Origin of the sequence: Vreelandella alkaliphila (assembly GCF_016107625.1) — a bacterium.
Classification (GTDB): domain Bacteria; phylum Pseudomonadota; class Gammaproteobacteria; order Pseudomonadales; family Halomonadaceae; genus Vreelandella; species Vreelandella alkaliphila.
Map to the genome: position 1 here is coordinate 86,921 of NZ_JABASV010000007.1, position 18,578 is coordinate 105,498.

An 18,578-nucleotide genomic window follows, 5' to 3' on the forward strand; every position below is an offset into this window, starting at 1 on the left:
CAACAGTGCCAATCGTCTATTCCTTTACGTTGGCCGCTCTATCACCTTGGGGGTAGATAGGGTGTATATGGAGGTAATCACGCAGTAATTCCCTTGTCGATCACGCAGAATCCACTCCATGGAGCCCGCCTGGCGGGTACGCAAATTTCCGAGGAGCCTGGAGATCGACCATGAGTCACTTCATAGATCGGCTGAATTTCTTCCGCAAGTCCCGCGAGCCTTTTGCCAACGAACACGGTGAACTACGCAGCGAATCCCGCCAGTGGGAAGATAGCTATCGTGCCCGCTGGCAGCACGACAAAGTGGTACGCAGCACCCATGGGGTGAACTGCACCGGCTCCTGTAGCTGGAAGATCTACGTCAAAAACGGTTTAGTTACCTGGGAAACCCAGCAGACTGACTACCCCCGTACCCGTCCCGACCTGCCTAACCATGAGCCGCGTGGCTGCCCCCGCGGCGCCAGCTACTCCTGGTATCTGTACAGCGCTAACCGCCTCAAGTACCCGTTGATTCGTAAGCCGTTGCTGGCGCTATGGCGCGAAGCGCTCAAGGCTAATCCAGACCCGGTCGACGCCTGGGCGTCTATTGTTGAAGACCCTGCCAAAACTAAACAGTACAAGCGTGCCCGCGGCATGGGCGGCTTCGTTCGCGGTAACTGGGATGAGCTCAACGAGCTGGTCGCTGCCTCTAACGTTTACACCGCTAAGCAGTACGGCCCTGATCGTATCCTTGGCTTTTCGCCGATTCCTGCCATGTCGATGGTCAGCTACGCCGCGGGTAGCCGCTACCTGTCGCTGATAGGCGGCGTCTGCATGAGCTTCTACGACTGGTACTGTGACTTGCCGCCGGCCTCGCCAATGACCTGGGGTGAGCAGACCGACGTACCTGAATCCGCTGACTGGTACAACTCCGGCTATATTATCGCCTGGGGCTCTAATGTGCCTCAAACGCGTACCCCGGATGCCCACTTCTTTACCGAAGTACGTTACAAGGGCACTAAGACGGTCTCGATCACCCCGGATTATGCCGAAGTCTCCAAGCTGACCGACGAGTGGCTTTCCGCCAAGCAGGGCACCGATGCCGCCCTGGCGATGGCCATGGGCCACGTCATTCTCAAAGAGTTCCACCTCGATAACCCGAGTGCTTACTTCACTGACTATGTGCGCCGCTATACCGACATGCCGTTCCTGGTGGAACTGGAAGTGCGTGAAGATGGCAGCTTCGCACCGGGTCGCCAACTGCGTGCAAGTGATTTTGATGCTGCCCTGGGTCAGGAAAACAATCCCGAGTGGAAAACCGTTGCCTGGGACGAAACCCGTGACCAGCTGGTGGTGCCACGCGGTTCAATCGGTTTCCGCTGGGGCGAAACTGGCGACGAAGTGGGCAAGTGGAATCTGGAATCGCTGGACGCCGCAGGCACTGAAATCAAGCCGTTGCTAAGTTTGGTTAACCACTACGATAGCGTCGCGCGCGTGGCGTTCCCTTACTTCGGTGGCATCGAGCACGAGCACTTTGAGCACGTCAAAGGGGCCGGTGTAGGCGCCGCCGATGACCTACTGTTCCACAATTTGCCCGCCAAACGCTTAAAGAGAGCCGATGGCAGCGACATGCTGGCGGTCACCGTTTTTGATCTGATGTGTGCCAACTACGGTATCGACCGTGGCTTTGTTGGCGACGGCGAAGATGATGGCGCGACCTCATTTGATCAGATTCGTCCCTATACCCCTGCGTGGCAGGAGAAAATCACCGGCGTCCCTGCAGAGCAGTGCACCCGCATTGCCCGTGAATTTGCCGATAACGCCAATAAAACCAACGGCCGTAGCATGATCATCGTCGGTGCCGGTATGAACCACTGGTACCACATGGATATGAACTACCGCGGCCTGATTAATATGCTGGTTATGTGTGGCTGTATCGGTCAGAGCGGTGGCGGCTGGGCTCACTATGTTGGTCAGGAAAAACTGCGCCCACAGACCGGCTGGACGCCTTTGGCCTTTGGCCTCGACTGGCAGCGCCCGCCGCGCCATATGAACTCTACTTCCTTCTTCTATAGTCACTCCTCCCAGTGGCGCTACGAGAAGCTCGAGATTAAAGAAATTCTTTCGCCGTTGGCCAAGGCCGAGGATTACCCCGGTAGCCTGATTGACTTTAACGTGCGTGCTGAGCGCATGGGCTGGCTGCCGTCAGCACCACAGCTGGACACTAACCCGCTACGCCTAGCGAAAAAAGCCGAAGCCGCGGGTATGTCGACAGCCGATTATGCCGTTCAGCAGCTCAAGAAGGGTGAACTGCGCTTTGCAGCGGAAGACCCGGATGCGCCAGAGAACTTCCCACGTAATATGTTCATCTGGCGCTCCAACCTGCTTGGTAGTTCCGGTAAGGGCCATGAGTACATGCTCAAGTACCTGCTGGGTACTCGCCACGGTATTCAGGGTAAAGATCTGGGCGACTTCGGCGGCCAGAAGCCCGAAGAAGTGGTATGGCGTGACGAGGCGCCGGAAGGCAAGCTCGACCTGCTGGTGACGCTGGATTTCCGCATGTCCACCACCTGCCTCTACTCGGATATCGTGCTGCCTACGGCGACCTGGTATGAGAAGGACGACCTTAACACTTCTGACATGCACCCCTTTATTCACCCCTTGACTGCCGCCACCGACCCAGCTTGGGAATCGCGCAGTGACTGGGATATTTATAAGGGTATTGCCAAAGCATTCTCCAAGGTGTGTGTCGGCCACCTGGGCGAAGAGACCGACCTGGTCACGCTGCCGATGCAGCATGACTCGCCAGGAGAGTTGGCCCAACCGGCGGTGATGGATTGGAAGAAGGGCGAATGCGCGCCGATTCCCGGCAAGACCATGCCATCGCTGATTGAAGTCAAGCGCAACTATCCCGAAACCTATGAGCGCTTCACCTCCGTAGGGCCGCTGCTGGAAAGCATCGGTAACGGCGGCAAGGGTATCGCTTGGAACACCGATGCGGAAGTCGAGCTGCTGGGCAAACTCAACCATCGCAAGCTGGATGGTCCGCATAAAGGGCGTCCGTTGATCGACAGCGCCATCGATGCCGCCGAGATGATTCTCACCCTGGCACCGGAAACCAATGGCGCCGTGGCAGTAAAAGCGTGGGATGCGCTTTCCAAGATTACCGGGCGTGATCACACGCATTTGGCTAAGCCTAAGCACGAAGAGAAAATTCGCTTCCGCGATATCGTCGCTCAGCCACGCAAGATTATCTCCAGCCCGACCTGGTCCGGCCTTGAGGATGAGCATGTCTCCTATAACGCCGGTTACACCAACGTTCACGAGCTGATTCCATGGCGCACCGTGAGTGGTCGTCAGCAGTTCTATCAGGATCATGCCTGGATGCGCGCATTCGGTGAAAGCCTGCTGGTCTATCGTCCGCCCATCGATACCAAGGCGGCCAAAGGCTTCCAGCTTCCCGCCGACAACGGCTTCAAGAGCAAGGCGCTGAACTTCCTCACGCCGCACCAGAAGTGGGGCATCCACTCCACTTACTCGGACAACCTGCTGATGTTGACGCTTAACCGAGGCGGCCCGGTGGTGTGGCTCTCCGAGGCAGATGCGGCTGAGATTGATATCGAGGACAACGACTGGATCGAGGTCTACAACGCCAACGGCTCGATTGCCGCGCGGGCAGTGGTCAGCCAGCGGGTCAAAGCGGGCATGGTGATGATGTACCACGCCCAGGAGCGCAACGTGAACGTCCCTGGCTCTGAGGTCACCGGTACGCGGGGCGGTATTCACAACTCGGTCACCCGTGTCTGCCCCAAGCCAACCCATATGATCGGCGGCTACGCGCAGCTCTCTTACAGTTTTAATTACTACGGCACCGTCGGCTCAAACCGCGATGAGTTCGTGTTAGTGCGCAAGATGAAACACATTGAATGGCTGGATGGTGAAGGCAATGACAGTGTTCAAAAGAACAGTGCTCAGGAGGCCGTGAAATGAAAATTCGTTCCCAGGTAGGCATGGTTCTCAACCTTGATAAGTGTATTGGTTGCCACACCTGTTCGGTGACCTGCAAAAATGTCTGGACCAGTCGCGAAGGTATGGAGTACGCCTGGTTCAACAATGTCGAGACCAAGCCCGGTATCGGCTATCCCAAAGAGTGGGAGAACCAGGCCAAGTGGAAGGGCGGCTGGATGCGCCGTAACGATGGTCGGATTGAGCCGCGTATTGGTGGCAAATGGCGGGTGCTGGCGAACATTTTCGCCAACCCCGACTTGCCCGAGATGGATGACTACTATGAGCCGTTCACGTTCGACTACCAACACCTGCATACTGCCAAGATCGGCGAGCACCAGCCGGTGGCACGTCCGCGCTCGCTGATTTCCGGTCAGCGCATGAAAAAGATCGAGTGGGGCCCCAACTGGGAAGAGATTCTCGGCACCGAGTTCGCCAAGCGGCGCAAAGACGCCAACTTCGACAAGGTGCAGGCAGATATCTACGGCCAGTTCGAAAACACCTTCATGATGTATTTGCCGCGGCTGTGCGAGCACTGCTTGAACCCCACCTGTGTGGCGTCCTGCCCCAGCGGTGCGATCTACAAGCGGGAAGAGGACGGCATCGTTCTAATCGACCAGGACAAGTGCCGTGGCTGGCGTATGTGTATCTCCGGCTGCCCCTACAAGAAGATCTACTACAACTGGAAAAGCGGTAAGTCCGAGAAGTGTATCTTCTGTTATCCGCGTATCGAGACCGGCCAGCCGACCATCTGCTCCGAGACCTGTGTGGGCCGCATTCGCTATCTCGGCGTACTGCTGTATGACGCTGATCGCATCGAGGAAGTGGCAAGCTCGCCGGATGAGCGTGACCTCTACCATCGCCAGTGCGAGATTTTCCTAGATCCCAACGATCCGGAAGTGATTGCCCAGGCCAAGCGGGATGGCATCCAGGATAACGTCATCAAAGCCGCCCAGGCCTCTCCGGTCTACAAGATGGCTATCGACTGGGGGTTGGCGCTGCCACTGCACCCGGAATACCGCACGCTGCCGATGGTGTGGTACGTGCCGCCGCTGTCGCCGATTCAGTCCGCCGCTGAGGCGGGGCATGTGGAGTTTGACGGCATCCTGCCCAAGATTGAATCACTGCGTATCCCGGTGAAGTACCTGGCTAACCTGTTGACTGCCGGTGAAGAGGAGCCCGTGGTGTTGGCACTCAAGCGCTTAATGGCGATGCGTGTCTACATGCGCGGCAAGCACGTAGAGGGTGCCCCCAACGCCGACGTGCTCGATGCCGTGGGGCTGAGCGTCGCCCAAGTAGAGGAGATGTACCGCTACCTGGCCATTGCCAACTACGAGGATCGGTTTGTGATCCCCACCAGCCATCGGGAAATGGCCACCGAAGCCTTCCCGGAACGGGGAGGATGCGGCTTTACCTTTGGTGATGGTTGCCATGGTGAGAGCCAGCCCAACCTGTTTAATGGCCGTAAGCAGACCAGCGTGTTGGTGAAACCGGTAGAGGTCTTCGACCCGCAGCCACAACTTGAGGAGTCTCGGCATGACTGAAGCCGCTACCCAATCGCCGACCCTGGTAGAGCCGTCGTTCGAGCCGCTACAGGGTATGCGTAGCCTACGCGTACTGGCCCGCCTGCTCGATTACCCGACCCAGGAACTGCAGGATGCCTGCGGCGAACTCATCGAAATTCTCAATGCCGAGCGCCGCCTGGGGGTGGCTCTCAAGTCGTCACTAATGGAGTGGTGTCAGCGTCTCCAAGAGGGCGACCTGCTTGAGCTGCAGGCCGAGTACGTCGCTATGTTCGATAAGGGGCGAGCTACGTCGCTGCTGCTATTCGAGCACGTTCACGGTGAATCACGTGACCGTGGTCAGGCCATGGTGGATCTTATGGCCGAGTACAGCGCGGCCGGTTTTGAGCTGGATGCCCGTGAACTGCCCGATCATCTACCGGTATTTCTTGAGTATCTCTCAATGTGCGACGAAGCCGAAATTGGCCGCTGGCTGGGCGAAATACGCCATATTCTAGCGTTGCTGACGGCTCGGCTGGAGGAGCGGGGTGCGGATCACGCCCTGGTACCACTGTCACTATTGGCGTTGATCGGCGCCGAGGGAGATGTCGAGGAGCATCGGCCCCAGGTCAAAAAAGAAGTGCCGGACAACACCCCCGAAGCCTTGGACGCCGTATGGGAAGAAGAAGCGGTGCGTTTCTCAGCGACCTCTGACGAAGACTGTGCGCTGCAGTCTGCTGAAGGTCGTCGCTTGGCTGAGCGCAAGCACACCGTTCAGAGCCAGCCGGTACGCATTATGCCTGCTCCGTCTTTAAATGCTTCTTCCGCTCCTTCCGCCGATCGTTAATAGGAGAATCACCATGTATGACGCGATTGCGCATTACTTAACCCATCTGATCTACGGTTACTACCCCTATCTAGCTGGCACGGTGTTTCTGCTTGGCAGCCTGCTCCGTTTTGATCACGGTCAGTACACCTGGAAGACCGGTTCTAGCCAGATGCTCTCTTCAAAGAATATGCGCCTGGGCAGCAACCTGTTTCATATCGGTATTATCGTGATTTTCTTCGGCCATCTGGTAGGCATGCTCACACCGCACTGGGTTTATGAGCCGTTCCTGCACGCCGGTACTAAACAGCTAGTGGCTATCGTGGTGGGCGGTATTGCCGGTGCCATGTGCGTGGTGGGCGGCGCCATGTTGCTCTATCGTCGTCTGACCAACCCGCGCGTAAAGGCGTCGTCGAGCATGATGGATACCTTGATCCTGGGCTTGATCGTCTTACAAGCGTGCCTGGGTATGGTGACCATCATCTTCTCGTTGGGCCATATGGACGGCGAGATGATGCTGACACTCTCCAGCTGGGCGCAGTCGATTGTGTTCTTCAGCGGCGGTGCGGCGGATTACATGCAGGAAGTGTCGTGGATCTACAAACTGCATATCTTTATCGGCTTAACCATCATCCTGCTGTTCCCCTTTACCCGCTTGGTGCATGTGTGGAGCGCGCCGTTTGGTTATGTGACCCGGCGTTATCAGCTTGTCCGCCGCCGCAGCTAAAAACTGGCTAGTGCTCGGCCAGGCCTAGAGGAGAAATAACATGCAGATGATTGATATCGAACAGATACCTGGGGGCGTCGCTGCGCCTCCGGTACGTGTCGGCGACACCCCTATCGATGAAGCAACGATTGCGTTGGAGATGCAGTACCACCCCGCCGAAACGGCGGGGGAGGCTCAGCTTCAGGCCGCCCGTGCGTTGGTGGTCAGAGAGCTGCTTCGCCAGCGTGCTAGCGTCCTGGGCCTACTATCGACACAGGACGTTAGCGAGGCACAGGAAGATGCGGCGATTGCTGCTTTGCTAGAACAGGAGCTTGAGGTGCCCGAACCGGGGGAAGCAGATTGCCAGCGCTTTTTTGACACCCACCGTGAGCGCTTTAGCGAACCAGTGCAGTTACGCGTTCGGCATATCCTGCTCGCGGCCGCACCCGATGACTCCCAGGGTCGCGACGATGCTTACCAGCTTGGCGAAAAGCTACTCGAACAGCTTAATCAGATACCCGAACGGTTTGCCGAATTTGCTCAACACCACTCCGCGTGCCCTTCAAAAGAGCTGGATGGTGATTTGGGTTGGCTAGTGTCGGGGCAAACCGTTCCAGAGTTGGACCGCGCTTTGCAGCACCTGCCCGAAGGTCTACATGAGCGCCCCTTGGCGTCTCGCTATGGCTGGCATGTGGTCAGTATTGACGAGCGCAGAGAAGGTAGGGCGTTACCTTTCGATCAAGTGATTGACCGGGTGCGCCATAGCCTTCGGGAGCAGGCAACTCGACGTGCGCTGCGTCACTATTTGCTGATGTTAGAGAGCGAAATAGGCGTCGAAGGGATTGTGCTGGATGACGATGCTGGCGGCAGCTTGATGCAATAGCTTGAAGCAATAGGAAAGCTAATAGGAGAGGCTTGATGTCCCATGTTCCTGTAGATGCTCTTTTCATTCCGCTTGGCATCGCGGTGTTAACCGTTTCCGATACGCGTGGATTCGATGAGGATGGCAGTGGTGACTTACTCGCCGCGCATCTTATTGAAAGCGGCCATAACCTAATGGAGCGGCGCATCGTGCCTGATGATATTTATCAGGTTCGTGCTGTGGTTTCGGAATGGATTGCGCGTAAAGAAATTCAGACGATACTGGTGAATGGCGGTACGGGCTTCACTGCTCGCGATACCACACCTGAGGCGTTAGTTCCTCTTTTTGACAAAGCAATTGAGGGGTATGGCGAGCTGTTTCGCTACTACTCTCTGCAAACGATTGGCACGTCGACTATTCAATCTAGGGCAGTGGCGGGGGTTGCCAACCAGACACTGTTGTTTGCGATGCCCGGTTCGCCCAAAGCATGTGAATTGGCGTGGGAAAAAATCATCTCATTGCAGTTGGACTCCCGCACTCGGCCCTGCAACTTTGTAGCAATGGTGTTGCCTTCTGCTCCTGCTTGTAGTGGACGTCAAGTAGAAACGACGTCGCATGTTTCGGAGCGCTTATGAACTGTCAATGCGCAGAAATAGTCACGCCCGGCTTATTAAATTTATTTGATGCACGCCAACGAGTTATCGACGCAGCCACGCCGATTAATGCCGTAGAAAACGTCTCCCTTGAACAGTCGGCGGGGCGAGTGCTGGCAGAAATGGTGGTTGCACCTCTCGATATGCCGGGCGTGGACAATAGCGCTATGGATGGTTACGCGCTGTGTCTGGCTGATTACCAAGCGGCACCTCGCGGTGCAGGCCTACCCATTCTTCAACGCGTGCCAGCTGGCGCAGGTGTCATGCTGCTACCCGAAGGGGGCTGCGCGCGTATTTTCACCGGCGCGCCGGTACCCATAGGGGCTGATATTGTGGTGCCTCAAGAGCGGGTAACCCTTGATAAGCGTGGGCATATACACCTCGAGGGTAGCTTGGTGCTAGGCGCTAATATTCGCCGTCAAGGCGAGGAAACCCGCATGGGAACCCCGCTACTCGCTGCGGGTAAGTTTCTTGACTCAGCGTCGATTGCGCTTCTGGCAAGCCACGGGATCAATATCGTTGCCGTCAAGCGGCGCCTACGGGTGGCATTGCTCTCAACCGGCGATGAGCTGATTGCCCCAGGCGCGGTGCGATCTCCGGGACAGGTATACGACAGCAATCGCGCCATGCTTAACGTACTGCTCGCACAAGCGCAGTGCGATGTACTGGATCTGGGCGTCATCGCTGATTCGCCGCAGTCATTGCACCAGGCCTTTGAGCACGCACAAACCATTGCAGATGTGGTGATATGCACCGGTGGCGTTTCGGTAGGCGAGGAGGATCACGTTCGTCCGGTGATCGAGCAGCGCGGTGGGCTACATTTTCATGGTGTTGCGATGAAACCCGGAAAGCCTTTTGCATTCGGTTATCTGGGCGCGGAGCCTTCCACTTGCACGCCGTTAATGGCGCTGCCGGGTAACCCCGTGGCCTCCCTGGTGGGCTGGCAACTGCTGGCGCTGCCGTTTATTCATGCTATGCAGGGTCGACACTTAGCTGCGTTACAGTGTTTTCCAGTAACAGCGGGCTTCTCTCAGCGTGGGCCCAAAGGGCGCTGCGAGCTATTACGGGTAGTGTTGGATTGGTCACAGGGGAGTCCCGTGGCGCAGTTAGCGGGCGGCCAGGGCTCGCATATGCTTGGTGCGGCTAGCCAAGCTGATGGTTATTTAATGATTAACTCCGAAACCGATGTGGCTGAAGGGGAGGCGTATCACTACTACCCCATCAATCAGTTCGCCGCTTGAATCACTTTTTCAGTCGTGACCACTGACCTCGTTAGTTTTTTATAGGAGAGGGTATGTCTTCACATCACAAGCCACACATACAGCTGGTTAGTTCTCAAGTAGAGGAGCCCTCACTATGAGCGTCTTGGTCGATGGGTTTGGCCGTACAGTGCGTTACCTACGTATATCGGTAACTGATCGCTGTGATTATCGCTGTGTGTATTGCATGGCTGAGGAGATGACCTTCCTGCCTCGAGCCCAATTGCTGACCCTTGAGGAAATAGCCACTCTTTCGCAGGCATTCGTCGAGCTGGGCGTGGAAAAAATCCGTCTAACTGGCGGTGAGCCACTGGTACGCCAGGGCGTGCTAACGCTAGTGCAAAAACTCGCTGAATTGGAGAGCCTGCGCGAGCTGGCTATGACCACCAACGGCTCAGGGCTGGTCAAACATGCCGATGCTTTGCGGCAAGGCGGGCTTGATCGGCTTAATATTAGCCTCGACTCGCTCAAGCCCGAGCGTTTTAAAGCATTAACTCGAACAGGTGACTTAAACCAAGTGATCGCGGGTATCCGTGCCGCACGTCGCGCTGGTTTTCAGTCGATTAAGCTCAACGCTGTATTGCTTAAAGGGCGTAATGACGACGAAATTATCGACTTGGTAAACTTTGCCCGGGATGAACAAGTCGATATCAGCTTTATAGAGGAAATGCCGCTGGGCGCTATCCGCGAGCATAACCGTGGTGAAACCTTTCTTTCCACTGATGCGGTACGCGAGATCATAGAAAACCATTACCCACTCCTACCCACTACCGAGACCACCCTAGGGCCATCCCGCTATTACCGCATGGCAGACAGCCAATCGCGGATTGGCTTTATCTCTCCCCATAGCCACAATTTCTGTGCTGCCTGTAATCGTGTTCGAGTGACGGCGGAAGGGCGGCTACTCCTCTGCTTGGGCAATGAGCATTCGGTAGATTTACGCGCCGTAATGCGACGTTATCCGGGGGAGATCCAGCGCCTAAAAGCAGCCATTGTGGGGGCGATGACGAAAAAGCCTGAGCGGCACCACTTTACGACCGATGGTGAGGTTCAGGTTTTGCGATTTATGAATGCAACTGGCGGTTAGTACAGCGTTGCCAAAAGCAGTTTTTACTTCAAACTGTATCTGCTTGATAGAGTCTAAGAAGTGATCTAAGTATATTTTTAATATGAGGAGCTTCGGTGAAGGGGATTTTAAGATAGCCACTGAATCGGCCCTCCTTGAGTTGGCATAAATTTCCTCTTGATTTCATCCGTTTTGGCAGTGGTTCTGCGAAAGGATGCTGTGTCGTGTCTCGTCGTTAACTCTGTCTTCTTCGCATAAAAAATTGCCACCAATTTGTCTTTAATGGCGAGCCTTTGTATGCGCTAACATTTGTCCTAACGGTAAGCGAAGCAGTACCTTTGTTAAATTAATCGACTAGGACGGGGTTAGAATCGCTGCTATGCCCCAGGAATGATCAATAACCCAAAAAAGACAATTAATGACGCGTACTAAGCCATTTCAAGGTGAGTTTGCCAGCAACAAACTGGCCATCTGGATTCAAACACTTCGCCCGCGTACTTTGCCTGCAGCGATAGGCCCCATTTTGCTAGGGCAGGCGTTAGTCCTGCCAAGCCATTTCTCCTGGCTCACCGCGTGCTTATGCTTAGTTAGTGCATTAGCGCTACAGCTTGCGGTTAATTTGGCCAATGATCTTTTTGATGGGCTTTCGGGCGTCGATCAGCACGATCGTCTAGGGCCAGTACGTGCACTCCAGTCTGGCTTGTTAGGAGTTAGTGAGCTGCGGGTAGGACTGCTGCTAATGCTAGGAATTGCCTTGGTAACGGGTGTATGGCTAGCCCTCTTTGGGCATTGGTTATTGTGGGTGTTTGGTGGGCTAGCGCTGCTTGGTGTGCTGGGTTACAGCGGTGGAAGGAGTCCCTATGCCAATCTGGGATTAGGAGAAGTGGCCGTCTGGCTGTTTTTTGGCCCAGTGGCCGTGTTAGGTAGCCTGCTGGCCCAACAAAGCCCAGTAAACGAAAGAGCCATCATCAGCGCATTGCTGATGGGGCTACCCGTGGCTGCCATTTTGGTCGTTAATAATCTTCGTGACCGCTTTACTGATGCGCGGGCTGGTAAACGAACACTAGCAGTGCGGCTCGGACCACGAGCCACTCGATGGCTTTTTAGCTTCTTAACGCTCGGCCCCTGGATGGTATCTCTGCCTTACTCAACAGAAGTTTGGCGCTGGGGGGTATGGAGCTGCCTGGGCTTAATAGGCGTAGGATTAAATGTAGTGTTTTGGCAGCGAGATGGGGCGGCACTCAATCCAGTATTGGGAAAGACAGCGCTCTATTCTTTAGCGATAGCCGTCTGGTTGATTCTACGTTTTGCGTAAGCAACAACACATGCGGATCAATAATTGCTGCTGTTCTCTTTTCTTTTAGTGCGTTTTTATTCACTGCAAAGAGGAGGCAAAGGGGAGAAGAAGCCGCTGGTAGCAAGTTCCCAGTGAGTATTGTCATCGCGCTTAGGTTCTTGTTGCCTGCAGATAATTAGCTTTTTAATCGTGTGTGGCTGATGTTGTTAAGCTTTATTGATTAATGTGCCGGCTCATTATTCGCAAGCTATCGTCAGCTTGTTTTACTATCGATAAGGTTAAGCTGATCAATAGTGTTCTATTAATTGGGAACTCCCCCTACAATCTATGTCGGTGCCTAGATTTTACGCGTAATTTATTGAGTAGTTTTGATAGATCTAAATTGCCAGCAATACTGTGCAAGTAAATAATACAAACTGTGTGCACGTATTTAAAAGGCTATGGGCTTGCGTAAACAAGCTAGAGATTGCTTCCCGGTGACACTGACAAGGCAGATGCTTTATGCAGGCTATCGCAATCACCACATTCCCGCTGTTGGTGCCTTTAGGCTATTGGCTAGGGCTGGTGGTTACTCTTATAGGGGGAAGCCTTGCTTGGAGAAAAACACCAAATTGGCGCTGTATAGAGCGTACGAGTGGGCGTGATGATCACCTTTTATTAGTGTTGATCGTCGGGCTGGGTGTCGTCGATATTGTCATTGGCGTATGGCATGGCAGCTTGAAACAGGCACTTCCATTGGCGGGAGCCGCTTGGCTAGCTGCGCTGGTTGTGTTGATGATTGGCGCCGTTAAACCACCGCCAGCAGGGTGGTGGGCTGGGCTGGCATTAAGCGGGTTAGGAGCGGGTGGATGGGCTGCGTGGCAAAAATTTGGGGTTGGATTGACGCGCGCGACAGGGCACCCGCCGTTACACTCCATTTTCTTCGGTAATTTTGCGTTATTGAGTGCGCTGTTATGTCTGGCTGGTTTGAGCTGGGCCTGGCATCAGAGAGCGTCACGTTTTGGTTGGTTGTTACTGTTACTGGGGGGCGCAGCAGGAGGCGTAATGGCATCGGCACTTTCCGGTACGCGAGGTGGTTGGTTAGCCCTGCCATTAGCGGTAGGGGTGTTTTACTACAGTTATGCGCATCAATGGCGAGCAGCATGGCGTTGGTTGGGTATCTGTTGTGTCGTGGCAGTGCTGGTGGTGGCGTATGTCATCCCGCAAAGCGGAGTGGAAAGGCGGGTGAATAAGGCGGTAGCTGATGTGCACCACTATATTGAGGGAACGGATGTTGGCTCTATAGGAGCGCGTCTGGAAATGTATCGCGGTGCCTTGTGGTTAATAGGTGAGCATCCGTTCCTGGGCTACGGACATGAAGGCTATCAGCCCGCAATGCAAAGGCTAGAAGCTGAAGGGGTTCTAAGCCCGAAGTTAGGCAATTACTGGCATGCGCACAATGATCTACTGGATGCCTGGGTGAGGCGAGGACTGTTTGGCATGTTAGTGGTGCTGGGGCTTTACCTTGTGCCTTTGTGGCATTTCCTCCCAGGTTTACGTAGTGAAAATCCAGTGTATAAATCTTTTTCTGTTGCTGGAGTACTGTTGACAGTCGCTTTTATAAGCTTTGGTTTGAGCTACTCTTTTTTCGCTTACCCTGCAGGTATAGCCGTATATGCTAGCTGGCTGGTTTTCCTGTGGGTTCAGATTCCCGAGGCACTTCCGCAGAAGAGTCGCTATGGATACGCTAATTAATGCGTTGGCTGCAACAATAGTGATACCCCATGGCTTTGATGACTATCACCTTTGTATCGAATGCGGGGTCGGCTTGCTATCGGATGTATGCATTAAGCACGCTATTTGAAGACTAGACGCTCCGCTTCTTGTTAAGGAAATAAGTAGCTTATGTTCAAGCATATTTTGGTAGTTTGTACGGGTAATATCTGTCGCAGCCCTGTCGCTGAAGCAATCCTCAGGCAGCAACTCACTAACTGCCAAGTCAGTTCAGCTGGCTTAGGTGCCTTGCAAGGTGAGCCCGTATCATCGTTTGCGCAGCAATTGGCTGAATCGGATGGTCTGGATGTTACTCACCATCGTGCACGCCAACTGACAGTGCCAATGATTCAAAAAGCCGACCTTATTTTAGTGATGACGGAAGGCCAACGTCGTGCTCTAGGTGAGCAAGCACCACATGCATTGGGTAAGACGCTGTTACTTGGACGCTGGCTGAATGACGGTGAAGGGCAAGACATCCCTGATCCGTATAGAAAGACGCTAGATGTCTTTGAGCATGTGCATACGCTGTTAAAGGATGCGAGCTTTTTGTGGGTAGACAAGCTTCCAAAAACGCTACGTTGATACCGGTCATTTTGAGCAGGGCCCCCTAATCTGCGTCAGGTGGCCTTCTAGATTTCTCCTTCTGAGACTTTCCTTCCTCTCTTTCGCTGAATCTTCACTGATGCAGCGAGCGGCTATTAATAGCCAGATTGATTTCTAATTAAGAATTTACGCACACAAAGCCCCAACCTAAGTTAATCCTATGTTTGTAACGTTTCTGTTACATGAAAAATTGGCTTTCAGAGAGCACCTGTTTTCTTTATATAGGTACTGTAAAAATCTAATGACAATATTGTTAAATATTATTCATATTTTTTAATATATTGATTTTTCGTAATTATTATTTGAAATAATACCAGTTCTCCTTTTTTTCCTTCCCTAGAAACCTAGAGTTTCTCCTGTTTTTGCTACCGCTTAAGCATGTCTCCCTGCTCAAAAAAGTAGTAGTTATTTCACCCTCTGGTAGTTATGTAAATAAAGTTATTCTTTTTGTATTCTTATGTAACATTAAAAATAATTACCAAGTGGGTAGTTCTGTCTCATGGCGATAGTGAATTGATGTCGCCTGGGCTGTGTTCCATAAGGCTCTGGGAAATGCCTGACCAAAATCCTCGGGCGGTAGCGTGGCTAGACAAAAGCAAAGGGAGCAACCATGAATAATTTCAATGAAGTAGAAAGAGTGGAATCTAGAAGAAGTCCAGTTCGACTAGTCCACTATCTCGTATTGATCGTGCTCCTGGGAGTCCTCAGTGGCTGCGCTATGGCCCCTGGTGGCCATATTGATCAGGACAACCTTGAGCAATCACTAGATGGACGAGTGGACGTGGAGCAGATCACCCCAGATTTAGTGAATGCGATGTTTGAAAGAGATGTTTCTTCTCGGGTTCCATCTCCCGCATTGAATCCAGTGGTGCCGGGGTATGAGTACCGGGTGGGGCCTGGCGATATTTTAAGTGTGATTGTCTATGACCATCCAGAACTGACCATCCCCGCAGGTTCTGAGCGCTCAGCAGCAGAAACCGGTAACCGGATACGGCCCAATGGCACCATGTTTTATCCATACGTGGGGCGTGTAAGGGTTGAGGGAATGACGCTTGATGAAGTGCGTAACCTAATTACTCGGCGTCTAGCCAATGTGATCAATGAGCCGCAAGTGGAAGTTGGCATCGCGGCGTTTAACTCCCAGAAAGTCTATATCAGTGGTGCTGTCGAAAACCCTGGCACATTACCACTAACCATCGTGCCGATGACAATCCTGGATGCCATCAGTGCAGTAGGCGGGGCGCGGGAAAATGCCGACTGGCGAAACGTAACGTTGAGTCGTAATGGTGGCGAAGAGCGCATCTCACTTTATGCAATGATGCGTCAGGGGGATATGACGCAGAATCGTTTGCTGCGTGATGGTGACTTGCTTCATGTCCCTACTATGGAGAACCAGAACGTAGTGGTGATGGGGCAGGTAGTACGTCCCGGTACAATCGCTATTGGCAATGAACGGATCACCTTAACGGATGCATTAGGCAGGGCTGGTGGTGTGAATGAGAGCCGGGCTGAGCCTTCAGGAATTTTTGTAGTACGAGGTAACTCGCCAGGTAGTGAAAAGTTCGCCACTGTTTATCAGTTAGATATCAGGGATGCTACACGGCTATTGCTTGGAACTCGCTTTCCTCTCCAGCCTCAGGATGTGGTGTACGTGACATCAGCACCACTGGCTCGTTGGAACTCGGTCATTTCTCTGCTGCTGCCATCAGTTAGTCTGCCGGGCAATGTTGTAACGGTAGCCAATGATGCCAGCGAGCTTTAAGTGGCTATTTTGAATAGCATTTCTGAATAGCGAGGCATGACCATGAACTACTTTCCTCATCCACCTTCATCATCAGCTAGCCCCCAGGAGAGTGATGACCTTAATCTGCGCAAGCTGGTCGACACACTATCTGACCATCGCTGGTTTATCGTAACGATAACGGGGCTTTTTCTCCTGGCAGGATATTTTTATGCCAGTTCTCAGCCACGTATCTATCAGGCTGACGCGTTGGTTCAGATAGAGAGTCGAGGGGCTAACTTGGCGTTTATGGAGTCATTGGGTGAGCAACAGCCAGGTAACCCTACCGCCGCAGAGCTCGAAATATTGCGATCACGTATGGTGTTGGGAGAAACAGCTGAACGGCAAGACCTGGCGATTAAGGTTGAACCGCGTCGATTGCCGGTCATTGGAGACTTTCTTGTCAATCATGGGGTTAGTCAGGATTTAATCGAAAGCCTAACCCCGGCCTTTATGCGCGAATGGTTAGGAATGGGAGAAGAGAGTCGCTGGCAAAATCCTTATGTGTGGGCCAACGAGTCTGTGCGTGTCTCACGCTTTTCTGTGCCCGATGAACATGTGGGAAGTGAGCACCTACTGCGTATAAAGGAAGAGGGTAACTTTGAGTTATGGCTAGAAGATGAGCGAGTGCTTATCGGTAACGTTGGGGAAACCGTTCAAGATGAGGGGGTAGGTTATCGTCTTTTTATTAGCCAGGCAGCTGCCCATCCTGGTGCTGAATTCAGCTTGACGCGTATGTCGTCTCTTAATGCGATAAAAGACCTTGAGAGTCGTTTTGAGGTGATGCCGAGAGGTATTGAATCAGGTGTCTATGAACTTATGCTTAGTGGTGCGGACCGCAGTAAGATCCAGCCGACACTTGACACCCTAACAGGGGTTTTTCTAACTCAGAATGTGCAGCGTCATTCAGAAGAAGCAGAGAAACAAATCGCCTTTCTTGGCGAGCAAATTCCCCAAGTTAGGGATCAGCTATCTAATGCGGAGGGAATGCTCAATGACTATCGGGCGCAGCGTGACTCAGTTGACTTAACATTCGAGACGCAAAATCTTCTCACCCGTGTGGTAGATGTAGAAAATCAACTCAGCGAGTTGGCTATGAGGGAGGCCGACTTAGCTGAGCGGTACCGCCCCTCGCATCCCAACTATCAAACCTTGTTAAGGCAGCGCTCTCAACTCGTAGAGGAGCGTGACCGTCTCAATGCCCAGGTCAATGAATTGCCTGAAACTCAACAAGAAGTGCTTCGCCTGACTCGGGACAGTCAGGTCAATCAGCAAGTGTATGTTCAACTGCTCAATCAACTTCAAGAGATGCGTTTGGTTAAAGCCGGTACGGTGGGTAACGTACGCATCCTTGATGCCGCTATTCTAAATCCGGGCACTATCGCACCGCGCATTCCATTGATAACGGCTGTCAGTGCACTGATAGGCGCGTTGTTGGCCACGATGCTGGTGGTCGTGCGGTTGTTACTGAGTCGCGCGATTAAGTCACCCGAGCAACTGGAAGAGTTGGGGTTGCCTGTCTATGCAACGCTGCCAGATTCTGGCGGGCAAACAGGGCTTACCGAGCGAATTCGTCCGCGCCATTCTAAAAAGGTTCAGGAAGTTTTCCGAGGCTTGCTGGCGATTAAAAAACCCGCCGAAATTGCGGTGGAAGCGTTGCGTGGTCTGCGAACTAGCCTCTATTTTGCGATGCTCGAATCGGACAATAACCGCTTGATGATTACCGGTGCGAGCCCAGGGGTTGGCAAGAGCTTTGTCGCCGCCAATTTAGCCGCTGTCTGTGCCCAGGCGGGGCAAAGAGTTCTATTGATTGATGCCGATATGCGTCGTGGACATCTGCATCATGCGTTTCACAGCAAGGGCGTTAAAGGCCTTTCAGAGTTGTTAGCACGACGAATCGATGCAGAAGAAGCTGTTCGCCATAGCGACTTAGAAGGGTTGGATTATGTTGCTCGGGGCAGTGTGCCGCCTAATCCATCGGAGTTGTTAATGCAGCAAAGCTTCCACGATTTCCTGGAAGCCATGAGCCAGTGCTATGACTTAGTGATCGTAGATACGCCGCCGATACTGGCGGTAACCGATGCAACGGTGGTGGGTAAGCTGGCGGGAACCAGTTTGATGGTAGTCCGCTTCGACAGCCATCCTCCTGGAGAAATTAAGGCTGCTAAACGCCGTCTGGAGAGCGCTGGCGTGAATATTAAAGGTGCAATCCTAAACGGCGTTAAGAAAACCACCAACAGCCGTCATGGCTACTATGGCAGCTACCTCTATGCTTACCGGTGATCC

At 53.4% G+C, this 18,578-nt stretch carries 13 protein-coding genes; all 13 read left to right on the forward strand.

Features of this window, described 5'->3' with window-relative positions; all coding sequences use genetic code 11:
- Positions 1-170 precede the first annotated feature (170 nt).
- The 13 genes from JFC11_RS12095 (at position 171) to JFC11_RS12155 (ending at position 18,575) form a co-directional block, all read left to right on the forward strand.
- Positions 171-3,968, forward strand: a complete 3,798-nt coding sequence (locus JFC11_RS12095) for a nitrate reductase subunit alpha (RefSeq protein ID WP_198349631.1) — start codon at positions 171-173, stop codon at positions 3,966-3,968.
- On the forward strand, positions 3,965-5,527 hold the full coding sequence (gene narH, locus JFC11_RS12100; protein WP_198349632.1) for a nitrate reductase subunit beta: 1,563 nt from the start codon (positions 3,965-3,967) through the stop codon (positions 5,525-5,527). Before JFC11_RS12095 ends, narH begins: the two co-directional genes overlap by 4 nt.
- A complete protein-coding gene (narJ, locus tag JFC11_RS12105; protein WP_198349633.1) occupies positions 5,520-6,332 on the forward strand; it encodes a nitrate reductase molybdenum cofactor assembly chaperone in 813 nt (270 codons plus the stop codon). The genes narH and narJ overlap by 8 nt, the downstream gene beginning before the upstream one ends.
- 13 nt (positions 6,333-6,345) lie before the next feature.
- The gene (gene narI, locus JFC11_RS12110; protein ID WP_198349634.1) at positions 6,346-7,038 is read left to right on the forward strand and encodes a respiratory nitrate reductase subunit gamma; all 693 of its coding nucleotides are present in this window, start codon (positions 6,346-6,348) and stop codon (positions 7,036-7,038) included.
- A gap of 40 nt (positions 7,039-7,078) precedes the next feature.
- The gene (locus tag JFC11_RS12115; protein WP_198349635.1) at positions 7,079-7,900 is read left to right on the forward strand and encodes a peptidylprolyl isomerase; all 822 of its coding nucleotides are present in this window, start codon (positions 7,079-7,081) and stop codon (positions 7,898-7,900) included.
- A 35-nt stretch (positions 7,901-7,935) separates the two neighbouring features.
- Positions 7,936-8,514: a molybdenum cofactor biosynthesis protein B gene (gene moaB / locus JFC11_RS12120; RefSeq protein WP_120386877.1), complete on the forward strand. Its 579-nt coding sequence runs from the start codon at positions 7,936-7,938 to the stop codon at positions 8,512-8,514.
- Positions 8,511-9,773: a molybdopterin molybdotransferase MoeA gene (locus JFC11_RS12125; RefSeq protein ID WP_198349636.1), complete on the forward strand. Its 1,263-nt coding sequence runs from the start codon at positions 8,511-8,513 to the stop codon at positions 9,771-9,773. The genes moaB and JFC11_RS12125 overlap by 4 nt, the downstream gene beginning before the upstream one ends.
- 115 nt (positions 9,774-9,888) lie before the next feature.
- Positions 9,889-10,878 (forward strand): GTP 3',8-cyclase MoaA, encoded by a 990-nt coding sequence (gene moaA, locus JFC11_RS12130; RefSeq protein ID WP_198349637.1) that lies wholly within the window; start codon positions 9,889-9,891, stop codon positions 10,876-10,878.
- Between the two features lie 397 nt (positions 10,879-11,275).
- Positions 11,276-12,172, forward strand: coding sequence for a 1,4-dihydroxy-2-naphthoate octaprenyltransferase (gene menA, locus JFC11_RS12135; protein ID WP_051626487.1), 897 nt, complete (start codon positions 11,276-11,278; stop codon positions 12,170-12,172).
- A gap of 483 nt (positions 12,173-12,655) precedes the next feature.
- Entirely contained in the window at positions 12,656-13,888 is a 1,233-nt protein-coding gene (locus tag JFC11_RS12140) for an O-antigen ligase family protein (RefSeq protein ID WP_198349638.1), read from the forward strand.
- 150 nt (positions 13,889-14,038) lie between these two features.
- Positions 14,039-14,491 (forward strand): low molecular weight protein-tyrosine-phosphatase, encoded by a 453-nt coding sequence (locus JFC11_RS12145; protein ID WP_038484858.1) that lies wholly within the window; start codon positions 14,039-14,041, stop codon positions 14,489-14,491.
- A gap of 631 nt (positions 14,492-15,122) precedes the next feature.
- Positions 15,123-16,274: a polysaccharide export protein gene (locus tag JFC11_RS12150; protein WP_198349639.1), complete on the forward strand. Its 1,152-nt coding sequence runs from the start codon at positions 15,123-15,125 to the stop codon at positions 16,272-16,274.
- A gap of 42 nt (positions 16,275-16,316) precedes the next feature.
- Entirely contained in the window at positions 16,317-18,575 is a 2,259-nt protein-coding gene (locus JFC11_RS12155) for a polysaccharide biosynthesis tyrosine autokinase (protein ID WP_038484855.1), read from the forward strand.
- Positions 18,576-18,578: the final 3 nt, after the last annotated feature.